12 protein-coding genes are annotated in these 15803 nt (G+C 44.4%); 2 read left to right on the forward strand and 10 right to left on the reverse strand.

The features are described from left to right. Positions 1 to 8: 8 nt before the first annotated feature. The 5 genes from AAHF22_RS14070 to AAHF22_RS14090 all read right to left on the reverse strand — a co-directional run bounded on the left by AAHF22_RS14070 (position 9) and on the right by AAHF22_RS14090 (position 5915). Entirely contained in the window at positions 9 to 881 is an 873-nt protein-coding gene (locus AAHF22_RS14070; protein WP_347325858.1) for an ABC transporter permease, read from the reverse strand. A 48-nt stretch (positions 882 to 929) separates the two neighbouring features. Further along, on the reverse strand, positions 930 to 1862 hold the full coding sequence (locus AAHF22_RS14075) for an ABC transporter permease (RefSeq protein WP_347325658.1): 933 nt from the start codon (positions 1860 to 1862) through the stop codon (positions 930 to 932). 701 nt (positions 1863 to 2563) lie between these two features. Beyond that, a complete protein-coding gene (locus tag AAHF22_RS14080) occupies positions 2564 to 4231 on the reverse strand; it encodes a peptide ABC transporter substrate-binding protein (protein ID WP_347325659.1) in 1668 nt (555 codons plus the stop codon). 199 nt (positions 4232 to 4430) lie between these two features. Further along, positions 4431 to 4823 carry a DUF3397 domain-containing protein gene (locus AAHF22_RS14085; protein WP_347325660.1) on the reverse strand — a complete coding sequence of 131 codons (393 nt, stop codon included), beginning with the start codon at positions 4821 to 4823 and terminating at the stop codon, positions 4431 to 4433. Continuing rightward, on the reverse strand, positions 4824 to 5915 hold the full coding sequence (locus AAHF22_RS14090) for a ketopantoate reductase family protein (protein ID WP_347325661.1): 1092 nt from the start codon (positions 5913 to 5915) through the stop codon (positions 4824 to 4826). A 141-nt stretch (positions 5916 to 6056) separates the two neighbouring features. On the opposite strand from AAHF22_RS14090, the gene AAHF22_RS14095 reads away from it, so the two are divergent. Then, the gene (locus tag AAHF22_RS14095) at positions 6057 to 7193 is read left to right on the forward strand and encodes a hypothetical protein (RefSeq protein WP_347325662.1); all 1137 of its coding nucleotides are present in this window, start codon (positions 6057 to 6059) and stop codon (positions 7191 to 7193) included. A gap of 310 nt (positions 7194 to 7503) precedes the next feature. On the opposite strand, the gene AAHF22_RS14100 is transcribed toward AAHF22_RS14095, so the two are convergent. The 4 genes from AAHF22_RS14100 to AAHF22_RS14115 all read right to left on the reverse strand — a co-directional run bounded on the left by AAHF22_RS14100 (position 7504) and on the right by AAHF22_RS14115 (position 13202). After that, positions 7504 to 8841, reverse strand: coding sequence for a PhoH family protein (locus AAHF22_RS14100; RefSeq protein WP_347325663.1), 1338 nt, complete (start codon positions 8839 to 8841; stop codon positions 7504 to 7506). Between the two features lie 483 nt (positions 8842 to 9324). After that, the gene (locus AAHF22_RS14105; protein ID WP_347325664.1) at positions 9325 to 10470 is read right to left on the reverse strand and encodes an LCP family protein; all 1146 of its coding nucleotides are present in this window, start codon (positions 10468 to 10470) and stop codon (positions 9325 to 9327) included. Between the two features lie 224 nt (positions 10471 to 10694). Continuing rightward, a complete protein-coding gene (gene typA / locus AAHF22_RS14110) occupies positions 10695 to 12542 on the reverse strand; it encodes a translational GTPase TypA (protein WP_347325665.1) in 1848 nt (615 codons plus the stop codon). Between the two features lie 159 nt (positions 12543 to 12701). Next, complete coding sequence (locus tag AAHF22_RS14115) at positions 12702 to 13202, reverse strand: hypothetical protein (RefSeq protein ID WP_347325666.1); 501 nt, start codon at positions 13200 to 13202, stop codon at positions 12702 to 12704. A 396-nt stretch (positions 13203 to 13598) separates the two neighbouring features. On the opposite strand from AAHF22_RS14115, the gene AAHF22_RS14120 reads away from it, so the two are divergent. Further along, complete coding sequence (locus AAHF22_RS14120; protein ID WP_347325667.1) at positions 13599 to 14279, forward strand: TerC family protein; 681 nt, start codon at positions 13599 to 13601, stop codon at positions 14277 to 14279. A gap of 286 nt (positions 14280 to 14565) precedes the next feature. Here the strand turns inward: AAHF22_RS14120 and thiI are convergent, their stop codons facing one another. Then, positions 14566 to 15801, reverse strand: coding sequence for a tRNA uracil 4-sulfurtransferase ThiI (gene thiI, locus AAHF22_RS14125; RefSeq protein WP_347325668.1), 1236 nt, complete (start codon positions 15799 to 15801; stop codon positions 14566 to 14568). Between the last annotated feature and the right edge of the window lie 2 nt (positions 15802 to 15803).

The following is a 15803-nucleotide window of genomic DNA, read 5'->3' on the forward strand; positions in this document are numbered from 1 at the left end:
TATGGATATTATTTTTTCAGTTTAGGGTCAAGCGCGTCACGCAAGCCATCACCAAGCAGGTTAAATGCCAGCATAGTCAAGCAGATCAGACCAGCAGGGTACCACATACGCCACGGATACAGATTCCAACCTTGCAGTGCATCATTAATCATCGAACCGAGCGATGCGATTGGTGCTTGTACACCGAGACCGAGGAAGCTCAAGAAAGCTTCGGCAAAAATTGCATTCGGAACGGACAGTGTTACCGTAACGATAATCGGACCGAGTGCATTTGGCAGTAAGTGTTTGAACAATTGACGTGTACCACTTGCGCCCATTGAACGTGCTGCCAAGATGAAATCACGGTTTTTAAGCTGAATAATCTCACCACGCACAATCCATGACATCGTAATCCAACCTGTCACAGCCAGTGCAAAAATAATCGTTCCAAGCCCTTTAGGCATAACGACCAGCAGCAAAATAACAACGAGCAGATAAGGAATCGAGTACAAAATTTCGGAAATTTTGTTCATGATCTCATCTGTTTTACCGCCTTTATAACCCATAATCGCACCATAAATGACACCAACAAACAGGTCAATCAAAGCGGCAGAAAGACCGACAATAAGGGAAATACGAGCACCCATCCATGTACGAACCCACATGTCGCGGCCGAGATTATCTGTACCGAACCAGTGTTCACCCGATGGAGCTTTATTCGTATTCATCAGATCATTACTATAATAGTTGTACGGAACCATGTGAGGTCCGATAATTGCCATAATAATAATAACGAGCAGTATACCGAGACTAGTCATCGCTACGGGATTTCTTACGAGACGATACATTGCGTCTTGAAAGAGTGATACACTCTTTTGCTGCGCAGTTGGATCTATCGTCACATCAGCAGTCGTAGGATTTGGATTTTTGTTTTCGTTCGCTGCCAATGTTTAAGCCCCCTTTTTACCTGTGAGTTTGATACGTGGATCAACGAGAACATATAGAATATCGGTTACAAAACGAGCCAGCATCAAAATGACGCCATAAAAAATCGTTACGCCCATGATCATCGTGTAATCGCGGTTCGTAATACTTTCGACGAACACTTTACCGATACCACCAATACCAAAAATTTGCTCAATAACGACGGAACCTGTAATAACGTTTGCGGTCATTGGACCTACATACGTAACGACAGGTAATACGCCATTACGTAGTACGTGGCGAGTCATGATCGTAAAGCCATTCAGACCTTTTGCTTTGGCTGTTTTGATATATTCGGAATTAAGCACTTCCAGCATGCTGGAGCGAGTTAAACGCGCAATAAATGCAATCGGTTGAACAGCAAGTGCAGCGACAGGCAATACAAAGTCACTTGGCTTGCTAAAGCCCATAACGTCAAACCAACCGAGCTTGAGTGCAAATACATATTGGATGAGCGTTGCCAGCACAAAGCTTGGTACCGCTATCCCTATAATAGCAAGTACCATCGCAATATGGTCAATCAATTTACGATGATACAATGCCGCAATCATACCAAGTATAATCCCGACAACGATCGAAATAACGATTGCAAAAATACCAATTTGCAATGAAGGCTTGAATGTTTGCGCAATACGACCGCTTACATCCTGATTTTGATATTTCATCGAGATACCCAGATCACCTTGAACAATATTGCCCAGATAACGAACATATTGTACAGGAATAGGCTGATCCAATCCATACTGTGCCATCAGGCGAGCTTTAATTTGCGGCTGTACAGCTTTCTCGGACATAAACGGATCGCCCGGAATAATTTTCATCAGAAAAAATGTCAGTGATATCAGTACGAATAAAGATACCAACATAAAGAAAAATTTGCCGGCAATATATCTAACCATTTTTCTGGAGCCCTCCTTTGTTTCATCGTTAAATTTTACGTCAAATCTACTAGTTCTTTTGTAGATATAGTTACTTGTATACTACGCGAGCAAGAAGAACGCTTGCTCTAAGAAAGGTAAACCAGATTAATTCGCTCTGGTTTACGCGAGCAAGAAGAACGCTTGCTCTTTATACCTAGTAAACCAGATTAATTCGCTCTGGTTTACGCGAGCAAGAAGAACGCTTGCTCTTTATACTTAGTAAACCAGATTGGTTCGCTCTGGTTTACGCGAGCAAGAAGAGCGCTTGCTCTTTATACCTAGTAAACCAGATTGGTTCGTTCTGGTTTACGCGAGCAAGAAGAACGCTTGCTCTTTATACTTAGTAAACCAGATTGGTTCGCTCTGGTTTACGCGAGCAAGAAGAGCGCTTGCTCTTTATACCTAGTAAACCAGATTGGTTCGTTCTGGTTTACGCGAGCAAGAAGAACGCTTGCTCTTTATACTTAGTAAACCAGATTGGTTCGCTCTGGTTTACGCGAGCAAGAAAAGCGCTTGCTCTTTATATCAATAAAAAGCAACAAGTGCGACACTTGCAATATTCAACGTTAGAAAAAGCAATATATGGAAAACCGCAAAACACACATAAAAGCGGGATATATATGGCTCTGAATCTCCACATATATCCCGCAGCAATCATCTAACTGCCAATTTGTATTGAATTATTGGAAATACGCTCTGGAGAAGTCAACGGATCCACTAAAGTCAACAACAATTCCTTTAAGGTTAGGTTTAACCAGGGAGATGCTAGTGTAGTAGTAGATCGGCATGATCGCCATATCGTCTTGAATCAGCATTTTCTCTGCTTGAGACATGTCAGTCATACGTTTTGCATTATCTTGTGTCGATTTTGCATCAGTAATTAATTTGTCATAAGCTGGATTGCTGTATTTCGCATCGTTGTTGCCACCATTAGTTACCCACATATCCATAAACGTCATCGGATCGTTATAGTCGGCTGTCCAACCAGCACGAGCGATCTGATAGTTACCGCTTTGACGGTTGTTCAAGAATACACTCCACTCTTGGTTTTCTGTTTGCACATCAACACCAAGGTTTTTCTTCCACATATCAGCAATCGCAAGGGCGATTTTTTGATGTGCTTCACTGGAGTTGTAGATCAGTGTGATTGCAGGCAAAGCTGTCAGGCCTTCTTCTTTCAGACCTTCTGCCAGCAATTGTTTGGCCTGTGTAACATCTTCTTTGAAGAAGTCATCTTTAAACTCGGTACGGAATTCTTCGTTTTGGCCTTTGATACCTGGAGGTACGAAGCCATATGCAGGCAATTGACCACCCAGTGTTACACTGTCAACGATCGCTTTACGGTCGATCGACATTGCGAATGCCTTACGAATTTTTGCGTTATCAAAAGGTTTTTCTTTGTTGTTGAATTCATAGTAATACGTACTTGCAATACCTTTAGCATTGAATTGATCCGGGAATTGCTGTTTTGCCGCAGCGATTTGGTCGGTAGGGATTTCACCAGTTGGTGAGCCTGCATAATCCAACTGTCCACTTTGGTAACTCGCATACTCAGTTGCGCCGGAGTTAACTAGGGAAGATGTGATTGTGTTCAGCTTGATGTTATCTTTATCCCAATACTTATCGTTTTTCGTCCAAACGAGTTGTTGACCTGTTGTCCATGTAGTCAAAGTGAACGGTCCGTTAGTTACCATTGTGTCTGCTTTTGCAGCCCACTGTGGGTTAGCTTCAACGTTCTTTTTGTTTACAGGATAGTACGTGTAGAAGGATGTCAGACCGAGCCAGTAAGGAGTCGGAGCTGTCAGTGTTACTTCCAACGTTTTGTCGTCAACAGCTTTTACGCCAACCTGGGAGAAATCTTTGATTTTGCCCGTATTGAACGCTTCGCCATTTTTCAGGTAGTAAAGCTGGTAAGCATATTCAGATGCTGGAGTTGTTTCAGGGCTCAGTACACGTTCCCAAGCATAGACAAAGTCTTCTGCTGTTACAGGATCGCCATTGCTCCAAGTTGCATTGCTACGAAGATGGAACGTATATTTCAGTCCGTCTTCGGAAACATCCCATTTCTCGGCTGCGCCAGGACTTGGGTTGCCATCGGCACCCATACGTGTCAGACCATCGTACATCAGCTTCAGAGCAGTATTTGTCTGGCTATCTTTTGCCTGAGCTGGATCAAAAGTAGGTGGTTCAGCACTCATGTTAATGCGCAGATCCTGCGATGCTGTCGTTCCTTCTCCTGATTCTCCACTTGTACCTGTACTGCTGTTTTCGGAGCTGCCGCAAGCTGCGAGCAAAGATCCGAAAGCCAGTACGAGTACCATAAGTACTAACCAACTTTTCTTTTTCATCTAGCAGTTTCCCCCTAAAAAATGTGGTATATGCTTTTAGATTATACAACCAGTGGTCAAAAAAATCTATATCTTAAACTTAAAAAAAACGTTTTTTTTCGTTTTTTTCAACATTTTTGTCACATTATACAGTAAATTATGCTCCATGCCGCGGTCGAATACCTGACATGTAGCAAAATTATTCCAATTTTCGACACGATTACCGTGTTATGTATTGCAATATTGCGATAATTAGCAGCACGATGTAACCTAAGCTCAAAAAGAAAAAGGATAATCGCCAAACAGCTCGAAATAATCGCTGAAAATCAACTTTTCCTTTGAGTCGGTTTTGTGCACTGCCCATAAGACCTAAAGCAAGCAGTAAAATAAGCAAAAAGATGTAAAATCCGAGCTTGCTATCAAATATCGTATTAAATAACGCAGCTACCGAAATGTACAAAAATGGCGTGGTCACATCCATCGCAATAGCAACAGCCTGCTTTTTTGTTTTGTTACGCAGTATGGAGATCAGGTATGCGGCTAAAAACGGGATGATTGGCACCAGACTCAAAAATATAGCCCCATTCAGTAACCATCCAAAAAGTCCCCCCATTCAGTCGGCCTCCTCTGTTGTCAGTGATTCAATTAGCCTGCACATCCATTCATGCGCATCGGCTTTCATATTCGCACGCCGTGCTAATCCAATAATAGCCCCATTAATCCAGCTGATCTCGGTTGGACGTCCATTCAATACGTCTGCCAGCATAGAAGATGTGTTCGCGGATGTGGCACAGCATACTTGTAAGATATCATTCCACCATGATTCTGACCATCCTATATCGTTTTTGCCATACACTGCTGCCGCCTCGTCAAACAATTGACGCATAATCATTATACGTGATTTGCTTGCCAGCAGTTCTCCATTAGCAATGCGCCATAGCGCAGTTAACGGGTTAATGACCGCATTGATCATCAGTTTCCGATATACTTCTAACTTTATATCTTTCGACAATGAAGCATTAAATCCTGCTTTGGTTAATGATTTTAATAAAAAAGCAATAGTTCCTTCATCATAGTGCTGGATCGATTTAGCCATGTCGCGTGCTGCCGAAGTACCATATAATGCTGCCGCATCACCTATGGAAGTCGCTCCGTGCCCGGAATGTACCACCCAGACAGGTGAGAGTTTCTTCGCCCCCTCTGTCGTAACAGCAACATAAACCTGCCATGCATCGGGCCAAATACGATCGGTTCGCAGTCCATTTTGCATCGTGACAATAATAGTATGTTTATGCACTCGCTCGGATAACCATTGGATGAATTCCCGATTGACATGTTGCTGCTTTACGGTCAGTAAAATCAGATCGGCTTTTTCAGTTATCGTTTCTGTTGCATGTTCATAAGGCGTTGTGTGCTCATAAGGAGCTGCCTGTTCTAGCTTAAAACTTCCCTCTACGCCTGCGACTGAACAACCTGAAATCGAAGTCGGTAGCAACTTCTGTACCGGCTGATCCTGACCGGTTTGAAATAAAATACCTTCCTGGCAAATATGCTGAGCTTGCGCTTTCGTTCTCGTCCATAAATGTAGACGATCTGGCTGGTGGTCATTCCCCTGATGCTCCATATCATCCGTATGCCAGGACAGTGCCAGCTTACTAAAAAAAAGAAGACCAAGTGAGCCTCCACCTACAATATCTATTCGCATGTTGTTTCCTCCCTGCTGTTCTTACGCTACAATAAGAATGCTGGATATGTTGATTCACGTTTTCATTTAATAAGCTGTTGCATGAAGCTGTCAGTCAAAAAAGTGCAGTTAATCATCTATTATACAGGGAGGCGGCGATTCATGAAACTATTTAAACGACAACTACACATCGGCTGCCTTCTGCTGACCGCGATTGTGCTACTTGCTGAAACGATGCAACCGCTCCATGTGAGTGCAACAAACCGTACTGCAACATCTTCACAACAGGCACCTTCCATTGAAAATTTGAATGAGCAGACACGTCAGTTGCTTGAAAATAGTTTGTCTGCTCAAGAGCTGGATCACGAAATTGCACGTGTCGGAGCCAAACAACAAGCCGCACGCCAGCAATATAATGGTCTGCAACAGGAACTGATCATCCAGCAAAAACAATTGGACGCTGCGCGTACACAATCCGATCGGGTACTGGTTGCTTATTACACGGGTGAACGGGATCAACTGTGGTTAGCTTTATTAAACACCGGCAGTCTATCCGGTATGATTACTTTTTATGAATATTACCAGATGATTATCGATCACGATCATGATATTATGACCAGCTATCAGAAACAATATAATGAAATGCTGAACAAACAGCAACAATTAGACAGAACATCGAACGAGCTTCAGCAGATCGGTGCCAATCTCAAACAACAAAAGCAACGGGTCGCACAGCTGCATCAACAGATTGATTCCGGTGTAGCCTCATCCTCTAATCCGGCGATTGTACGTCAGCTTATGCAAGAGATGAATACGTACTGGGAAAATATTGGGCTGTACGAAGTGCGCGGTTATTTTAACAGTCTGGCGCAATCGATGAACCAGTTTCCAAGCTTTCTAAAATCTGAGCCTGATGCGATCCAGATTCGAGGGCGCCGTTATACGATCACGATTGCCGAGCAGCAACTCAATCAATTTCTGCATCAACAAGGTGGATTACCGGAGAGCTTCCAGTTTCATTTTACCGAGCAAGGAATTGTTGTGAATGGACAGGAAGGTAACCTGAATCTAGTTATCGACGGAAGCTATATTGTAGAAGATCAACCGCAAAATGCAATTCGCTTTCAAGTGGATAAGCTTATTTTTAACGGTCTTCAATTGCCTGATACGACTGCAAAACAACTCGAAAATCAGTTTGATCTTGGCTTTTATCCGGGACAGATCATTTCGTATCTAAAAGCAAAAAGTGTACACATGTCGAATGGACAAATGCAAATTGAATTGGAGTTATCGTTATAACTCGTTTTATCGTTATTGTTTCCGAGCTAGGCAAATCTGTTGTGCTGGGAGTAGGAGTAAAAGATTGCGGAATGCTCACATCCATATCCATTGTGTTTATATCCCTAAACATGTTGAACTCTAACGTTGCCATATACGCAACATACTAACTTCATATTCATAATGAATACTGGCACTGTTGTACATGTCTCACATACTAGCTCTAACATGAAAAAGCCCGCTGTTTCGTATAAAGCGAAACAGCGGGCTTTTAGGTAGAGTCTTTTAGATTGGCAAGCCGTGTTTGACTATTTTTGCTACAATTTGTAGTCTACAGCAAATCAGCAGCCAGTTGAGCCAGTTTGGAACGCTCGCCTTTTTCGAGTGTGATGTGACCGCTAATGCCCTCTTGTTTAAAATGCTCGACCACATGGGTTAAGCCGTTACTCATTGAATCCAGATAAGGATGATCAATTTGATCCGGGTCACCGACAAGTACGATTTTACTGCCTTCGCCAACACGAGAGACGATCGTTTTCACCTCATGACGGGACAGATTTTGTGCTTCATCAATAATGATAAATTGTCCTGGAATCGAGCGGCCACGAATGTAGGTCAACGCTTCAACCTGAATGCTGCCCATACCCATCAAAATTTTATCAATATCGCCTGCTTTTTTCGTATCAAACAAATACTCCAGATTATCGTAAATAGGCTGCATCCACGGACGAAGTTTCTCATCCTTTTCACCCGGTAAATAACCGATATCTTTGCCCATCGGTACGACAGGGCGCGCGATCAACAACTTTTTATATTTTTGTTCGTCCTCTACTTTAGACAGCGAAGCTGCCAGTGCAAGCAATGTTTTACCTGTACCGGCTTTACCCGTAATCGTTACTAGCGGGATATCATCATTGAGCAGTAACTCCAGCGCCATACGCTGCTGTGCATTACGGGCAGCGATGCCCCAGACCGGTTCATTGCTCAGGAACAGAGGCTCCAGCCGATTCGCATCTGCATTCACTTTGAGCAGAGCAGATTTGGCACTCCCCATCTCATCTTTGAGAATAACAAACTCATTCGGATAAAAGGAAAAGCCCTGTTGAAGCTGCAACGACTGTACAGATAAATAGCGATGATTATAAAAATCATCAATGATGGACGGGTGCACCTTCAGTGTCGTATACCCGCTATACATATCGTTTGGTTCAGCCGCACGATCGGATAAATAATCCTCGGTTTGTACACCGAGCACATCCGCTTTGACCCGAACGAGTACGTCCTTACTGACGAGAATGACGTTTCGTTCGCTATGCTTTTCTTCCTCTTCTAACTTATAATTCAATGCAACCGCCAGAATACGGTTATCATTCGTAATCTCACCAAACATTTCTTGAACACGGGCAAAGCTACGATGATTCAGCTCCACACGGAGTGTACCACCGTTTTCCAGTTGTACCCCATCATGCAGATGGCCAATTGTCCGCAGCGCATCGAGTGAACGAGATACGCCACGAGCATTGCGCCCGATTTCATCAGCGTTTCGTTTTTTGGAGTCAATCTCTTCCAATACCACAGCGGGAATAATCACATCATTTTCCTCAAAAGCGAAAATGGCATTCGGATCGTGAAGAAGCACATTGGTATCCAATACAAAAATCTTTTTCATGGAGAGTCCCCCCTGGGTACGAATTGTTTGTGATCTCTGATGCCTCCAGCTTATGCTTCCCGCTTCCTGAATCGCCAAGCCTCACCCTCCTCTTGATGAAAGCCAAAAAGCCTGACCTATGAACAGGTCAGACTTTTCCTATCGAAAGAAATGATTGCACATAACCACCGCGAAAACACACTGCTTTTACACAGATCAAGGGTATTATCATATGCTAATTTACACAGCATGACCCGTACACACATCGTACAACTATCGCTTCGATTCGGCATGGTCAGGCCCCCAATCACTGCTTTACTGTCATTAAAAGGTAGGTGCACAGATAGTATAGCATAAATGCTACACATGTAAAATGAAACCATTGCACTCGGAATGCAGAGCAAAATGGAGGAGTCTAAACGACCGCCAGGCATGCAGAATCATATCTGCAACGCGGCTCGTTTATACTCCTCCATCAGGATTAACCGTACTGATTATTTCTATTTATTGTGCGGATGTCTGGCCACTACTCGTCTCACCTGTTGATGAACCATCAAACTGATCCGTGTGTGTAGCTGTGCCATTTAGCTCATCTTGTAGCGCTTGCTTCGCATTGGCCAGTTCCGTTTCGTTAATGTACACGTACGGACTGCGCCAATCACCGGTAACCGGCATGTACTTAATATTCGCTTTTGGAATATTCCAGTACGTAGTGAGCAAGTTCGTAAACTGGCTACCTTCGATATCGGTTTCCATATTATCGTCTACCGATTTGATGATCGAGCTAAGCTTGGTAATTCCGTCGAAAGATTGGATTTTGTCCACAATTGAATTCAGCACTTCATTTTGACGTTTGTTACGATCAAAGTCACTGGATTCTTTTGTACGTGGGCTACATCCACTGCCAGAGTGACGATAACGAACATAACCAAGTGCTTCTTCCCCATTCAAATGCTGAGGGCCTGCCTTAATATTAATGTTCGTCCCATCGGCATTATCGATATAACACATATTCATCGCTGCATCCACATCAACGCCGCCTACGGAATCGACGACATCACTAAAGCCTTTGAAGTTAATGACGGTCGTATAATCGACATCGACGCCGAGATACTTGCCGAGCATCGTCTGCATTTTCTGCATCGCCTCATTCGTACCATCCTTTTTATCCTGTGCATAAAACTTCGGATAATAAGAGTTCAGCTTGTTCGGAATGTAGCCGTCAAGCTGGAAGTACGTGTCCCGTGGTAAAGATACGATCGTTGCTGACTTCGTATCCGGATTAAGCGTAGCTACCATCACGACGTCTGTTAGACGCGTACCGGTCTGTTTGCGATAATCGGTACCGAGCAGCATCATCGTAATCGGCTTTTCTTTGGCAGACTTTGGCGGTACTCGTGTATCGACGATACCGGAATTTGGCGTTGTGCCGCCTCCCTTGCCATCGAACATATTTTCCACCTGATAGTACAAGTATCCAGCATACGCCATCACCCCAACCACGCTTAGCAACAGTACTACCAGTACAATTTGCATAAAGCGTTTGAGGGGACTGGCTTTTTTCTTTTGTTTCTTTTTGGACTTTGGATCTGTGACTTTTTGAGCCTTATTGCCCGCGCGTGGCGGAAGTCCACCTGTTGTCGTACTCATTGCTCTCAACACCTGTTCCATCGTATTTAGCGTTTGGCTCTTACTACGCGGTTCACATTGTTGCCTGAGCTTGCTATGTATATCAGCTCTGACGATGACACCAACCACGAAGCAAACGTCTTATCCTTCCAGATAAGGGAAGGTGACTGAATCGCCAGCGCTTTTATGAAAGCGTTACGATGCAGCCACCTAATATAATGAACAATTCAGGTTACAATTGCAACTTATTGACCAGCTTGTGCTGTTTTGCGGTGTTTCTCAGCACGTTCGCGCTCACTCTTATTCAAAATCTTTTTACGCAGACGAATCGCTTTTGGTGTAATTTCACAAAATTCGTCGTCGTTCAGATATTCCAGAGCTTGCTCCAGCGAGAACAGACGTGGCGTTTTCATTTTAACCGTATCGTCTTTTGTCGCAGAACGAACGTTAGTGAGTTGTTTTTCTTTACAGATGTTAACAACGATATCGTTGTCACGTGTGTGCTCGCCTACGATCATACCTTCGTAAATTTCAGCGCCTGGCTCAACGAACAGTGTACCGCGATCCTCAACAGACAGGATACCATACAATGTGGAAGAACCATTTTCGCTGGAAACGAGTACACCCTGGTGACGTCCGCCAACTTGACCTGCTACGAGTGGACCATAGCTATCAAATGCGTGGTTCATAATACCGTAACCACGAGTCAATGTCAGGAAGTAGGTACGGTAACCGATCAGACCACGAGCTGGAATCAGGAACTCCAGACGCACTTGACCTGAACCGTTGTTTACCATGTTCACCATCTCAGCTTTACGTGTTCCGAGACTTTCCATAACGGAACCCATGCTCTCCTCAGGAACGTCGATCATCAGACGCTCGATTGGCTCCATGCGTACACCGTCGATTTCGCGAACGATAACTTCAGGCTTGGAAACTTGCAGCTCATAGCCTTCACGACGCATGTTCTCGATCAGGATACCCAGGTGAAGCTCACCACGACCGGATACGATATAAGCATCTGGGCTTTCTGTTTCGTCTACACGCAAGCTCACGTCTGTTTCCAGCTCTTTGAACAGGCGATCACGCAGACGACGCGATGTTACCCATTTACCCTCACGTCCAGCAAATGGACTGTTGTTAACGAGGAATGTCATTTGCAGTGTCGGCTCATCAATTTTCAGAACCGGCAAAGCTTCTGGGTTTTGTGGATCAGCAATCGTTTCACCGATGTTGATGTCTTTAATACCAGCAAGTGCGATGATATCACCAGCGCCTGCTTGTTCAACCTCAACGCGTTTCAGACCCTGGAAGCCGAACAGCTTCTCGATACGAGCTGTCTTCTTCTGTCCTTCGCGTGTAATAACCGTAACGGATTGTCCTTGACGGATAATACCACGGTTCACACGACCTACTGCGATACGTCCAAGATACTCGTTGTAATCCATCAATGTAACGAGGAATTGCAACGGTTGCTCTGTATCTTCAGTTGGTGCTGGGATTTTGCTTACGACTGTATCGTAAATCGCCTGCATGTTATCATCTTGTTTCGCAGGATCATCTTCCATGCTGGATGTACCGTTCAGTGCGGAAGCATAAACAACTGGGAAGTCCAGTTGATCATCATTCGCGCCCAGTTCGATGAACAGTTCCAGTACTTCGTCGATAACTTCAGCTGGACGTGCAGCCGGACGGTCGATTTTGTTCACGACAACGATCGGAGTCAGATTGTGCTCCAGTGCTTTACGCAGAACGAATTTCGTTTGCGGCATGCAACCTTCGTATGCATCAACAACGAGCAATACGCCGTCAACCATTTTCATAATACGTTCTACTTCGCCACCAAAGTCGGCGTGTCCCGGAGTATCCACGATGTTGATCAGATATTCTTTATAAGTAATTGCTGTATTTTTAGCCAGAATCGTAATACCGCGTTCGCGCTCCAAATCATTGGAATCCATCGCACGCTCCTGCAGGGTTTCGTGGTCACGGAAAATGCCGGACTGCTGAAGAAGCTTGTCAACCAGTGTTGTTTTACCGTGGTCAACGTGGGCAATAATGGCGATATTGCGGATATTTTCTCTCAAATGCATAAAATTCTCCAAATCCTCTCCATAAAAGGAGCGTCGGTAACGATGCCGACGCTCTACATTTTGTTATGAAACTTAATGAAACTGCTGAAAACCGTCATTCGCAAATTGATTCATTATTCATTATACGTTATAAATCCCATAAATCAAGCAAAATTACTGTTATTTACGCATTCTACCGGACTTATTTTGTCCCAAAAATAACCAGATTGCAGTGGCGATTAGCGCAATCGCAATCACGTAAAGCAGTGCAGCACCTAACAAATTCACCAGTAACAGTACGATTGTCAGCGCTCCAAGCAATATTGAAGCCCATCCAATCCGTCGATCCATCCGAATCGGCGACATTGTGTAATATTCGTACAACCCCAGCGCTACTCCACCGATAAAGAGCGGCCATAACACATCGATCAAGCCCCAACCCCACGTATTGCATAGGAAAAATAAAACGCCGTATACGGTTAGCATGCCTGCGGGTATGAGCCAGTACGACGAAATACTGCGACTAAAATAAGCAAGCTGTAATAGAATACCAGGCAGCAAAATAAATAGTGGCCAAAAAGCCCGTCCCAAAAATGCGAACACGCCCAGCTTACCTAGCAAAATAATAATACCTGCGGCGATAAGCAGTACGATCAAAAGGCCTTGATTACGGTTGTTCACAGGATGTCGCCTCCCTCGGTCATTCGTTGTTTCTACGTTTAGCTTTATAAAAGAGCGGGTTATTATTACATCATATAAGCGCAAGCGCCTTCCTTGCTCGTCATGTACAGAGCAAGCGCCTTTCGATCATCTACGATGTAAAGGACAAATGATTCCCTTGCTCACAATATATGTGCAACCTGACTGCTTGTCCATACGTATGCTTTAACATACACTATGTCGGTTAAGTAGCATACTTTATATGCACCATTTCTAGTAGTTGCTTGCCTTTCTATTATCGGTATATAACTAGCATTCTATTATGCCTGTTTGTCTCGATACTTTTCAGAATTGCATTCACTACCTCTGTAAACGACAATCTTGCACGATTCATTATTGGATGAAGGAGTGAATGTAATGGATGTTACACAGCCTGCATTCTGGCTATCGCTAGTAAATATTATTTTTATCGATCTGATTCTCGCCGGGGACAATGCGATCGTCATCGGTCTTGCGGCACGTAAATTGCCTCAGCAAATGCAGAAAAAGGCGATTTTATACGGGATGCTCGGTGCGGTAATTATTCGTATTGCCGCTACTGTAGCCGTGATCTGGCTGCTGCAAATTCCGTGGTTGCTCGCTGTTGGTGGTCTGCTATTGATCGCGATTGCGTATAAGCTGCTGACGGACAATGATGAACATAAAGAAGTGAAAGCAGGCACGTCGCTCTGGAGTGCAGTATGGACGATCATTATTGCCGACGCTGCGATGGGACTTGATAATGTGATCGCTGTTGCCGGTGCAGCGAATCAGCATGTCGTGCTCGTCATTATCGGCTTATGTATTAGTGTACCGATTGTTGTATGGGGAAGTACCATTTTTATTAAATTAACGAATCGCTTTCCGTGGATCATTTATGTAGGTAGCGCGGTACTAGCTTATACGGCTTCACATATGATCACCCAGGAAAGTCGCTTGCAATCGGTATTTGGCGCTCATCCATTATGGACGTGGATCTTTATTGTGTTTATTATCATTGGCGTGTTGCTGGCAGGATATTTAAAAAATCGGCAGACTGTTAGTGAAGCGAGTAAATAATGGACATGGAATGGTAGGCTGGCGTAATTCCTGATTGTAGCTTCTGCCCGGTCAAATGCTTATTTAGCAAACGCTTATCTGGCAAAATGAACAAACGATTTTCTGCAAAGTGTAGGAGTTAACGAAGTTGTACATCACTCTGATTGCTTTGCCTTCGTTCTGCACATACTGTAAGTGAAGTCGATCCAGCTTCATATTGTTAAGATTTAAACCATTTATCCTTATTCGATAATGAACTAAAATGCCCCGATCCATCATAAATGACGGATCGGGGCATTTTATCGTATTAAAACCAGTCAGCATCTGTAGCTTCGGTTGTTGTCGTAGACAGCGCTGAAGGCATGCTTGGTACGATTTCCAGCAATTCGGTTTGCTGGACCGCTCGTTCGATCATTTCTTCCAGTGGCAGATTTTGTTCGACCTTCTCCACGACACGGCGATTCGGATTCGTTGCAGGGGAACGGGGAACGAACAAGGTACAGCAGTCTTCATATGGCAAAATGGATAGATCGTACGTTCCAATCTGCTGTGCAGTTTCGATAATCTGATCTTTATCCTGCATGACCAGTGGTCGCAGGACAGGCAAATCGGTGGCACGTTCGATCACATTCATACTATTCAGCGTCTGACTGGCAACCTGACCGAGGCTTTCGCCAGTGACGATCGCAAGCGCTTTTTGCTGTTCGGCTAGACGGGTTGTAATCCGTAGCATCGCACGGCGCATTAATGTGATCATTAGATTATCCTGACGTGCCGTCGTAAGGGCAGTTTGAATTTCGGTAAAAGGTACGACATGCAAACGAACTTTGCCACCATAGCCTGATAGCACTCTCGCCAGATCGATGACCTTTTCCCGTGCACGCTCGCTCGTGAACGGATAGCTGTGAAAATGTACACATTCAATTTCCAGCCCACGTTTCATCGCATACCAGCCAGCTACCGGGCTATCGATCCCCCCGGACAGCATCAGCATCGCACGACCGTTACTACCACGTGGGAAGCCACCGGCAGCAGGAATGATGCCACTGTAAATATAAGCGATTCCTTCACGCACTTCGATACGCAGCTCGATATCCGGCTTACGCACATCCACTTTGAGTAGCGGGTAAGCACGTAGCACAGGTGAACTGATCAGATGATTCATCTCCTGTGAGGAATGCGGAAAGTCTTTCCATACGCGACGTGCATTCACTTTAAACGATGTCGCCTGCTGTAGCTCATGCTCACCAATGAGTTCGATCGCTGCTGCAATGATCGCTTCCAGCTCTGGCTCGGTATGCTTGATAGGGATAATATCCACAATCCCAAAAATATTTTTCAAACGTTCGATCAATTGCTCGGCTGGAACGCCACCCGTATCTACGTACATTCTGCCATACTCACGCTGCACTTTTGCTTGTGGATATGGACGAAGCACTTCACGCACATGCTCAGCGATCGTTTTCTCAAATCGTCCTCTATTTTTACCTTTCAGTGTAATCTCGCCCAGACGAAGCATTAAGCGATCGATATTTCCGTTCATCG

The organism is Paenibacillus wenxiniae (assembly GCF_039822605.1).
Lineage (GTDB): Bacteria > Bacillota > Bacilli > Paenibacillales > Paenibacillaceae > Saccharibacillus > Saccharibacillus wenxiniae.

Coding starts and splice junctions, on each gene's coding strand:
- AAHF22_RS14075 (WP_347325658.1), bottom strand. CDS start 1,862: ATGGTTAGATATATTGCCGGCAAATTTTTCTTTATGTTGGTATCTTTA.
- AAHF22_RS14105 (WP_347325664.1), bottom strand. CDS start 10,470: ATGAGTACGACAACAGGTGGACTTCCGCCACGCGCGGGCAATAAGGCT.
- AAHF22_RS14095 (WP_347325662.1), top strand. CDS start 6,057: ATGAAACTATTTAAACGACAACTACACATCGGCTGCCTTCTGCTGACC.
- AAHF22_RS14080 (WP_347325659.1), bottom strand. CDS start 4,231: ATGAAAAAGAAAAGTTGGTTAGTACTTATGGTACTCGTACTGGCTTTC.
- AAHF22_RS14100 (WP_347325663.1), bottom strand. CDS start 8,841: ATGAAAAAGATTTTTGTATTGGATACCAATGTGCTTCTTCACGATCCG.
- AAHF22_RS14120 (WP_347325667.1), top strand. CDS start 13,599: ATGGATGTTACACAGCCTGCATTCTGGCTATCGCTAGTAAATATTATT.
- AAHF22_RS14085 (WP_347325660.1), bottom strand. CDS start 4,823: ATGGGGGGACTTTTTGGATGGTTACTGAATGGGGCTATATTTTTGAGT.
- thiI (WP_347325668.1), bottom strand. CDS start 15,801: ATGAACGGAAATATCGATCGCTTAATGCTTCGTCTGGGCGAGATTACA.
- AAHF22_RS14090 (WP_347325661.1), bottom strand. CDS start 5,915: ATGCGAATAGATATTGTAGGTGGAGGCTCACTTGGTCTTCTTTTTTTT.
- typA (WP_347325665.1), bottom strand. CDS start 12,542: ATGCATTTGAGAGAAAATATCCGCAATATCGCCATTATTGCCCACGTT.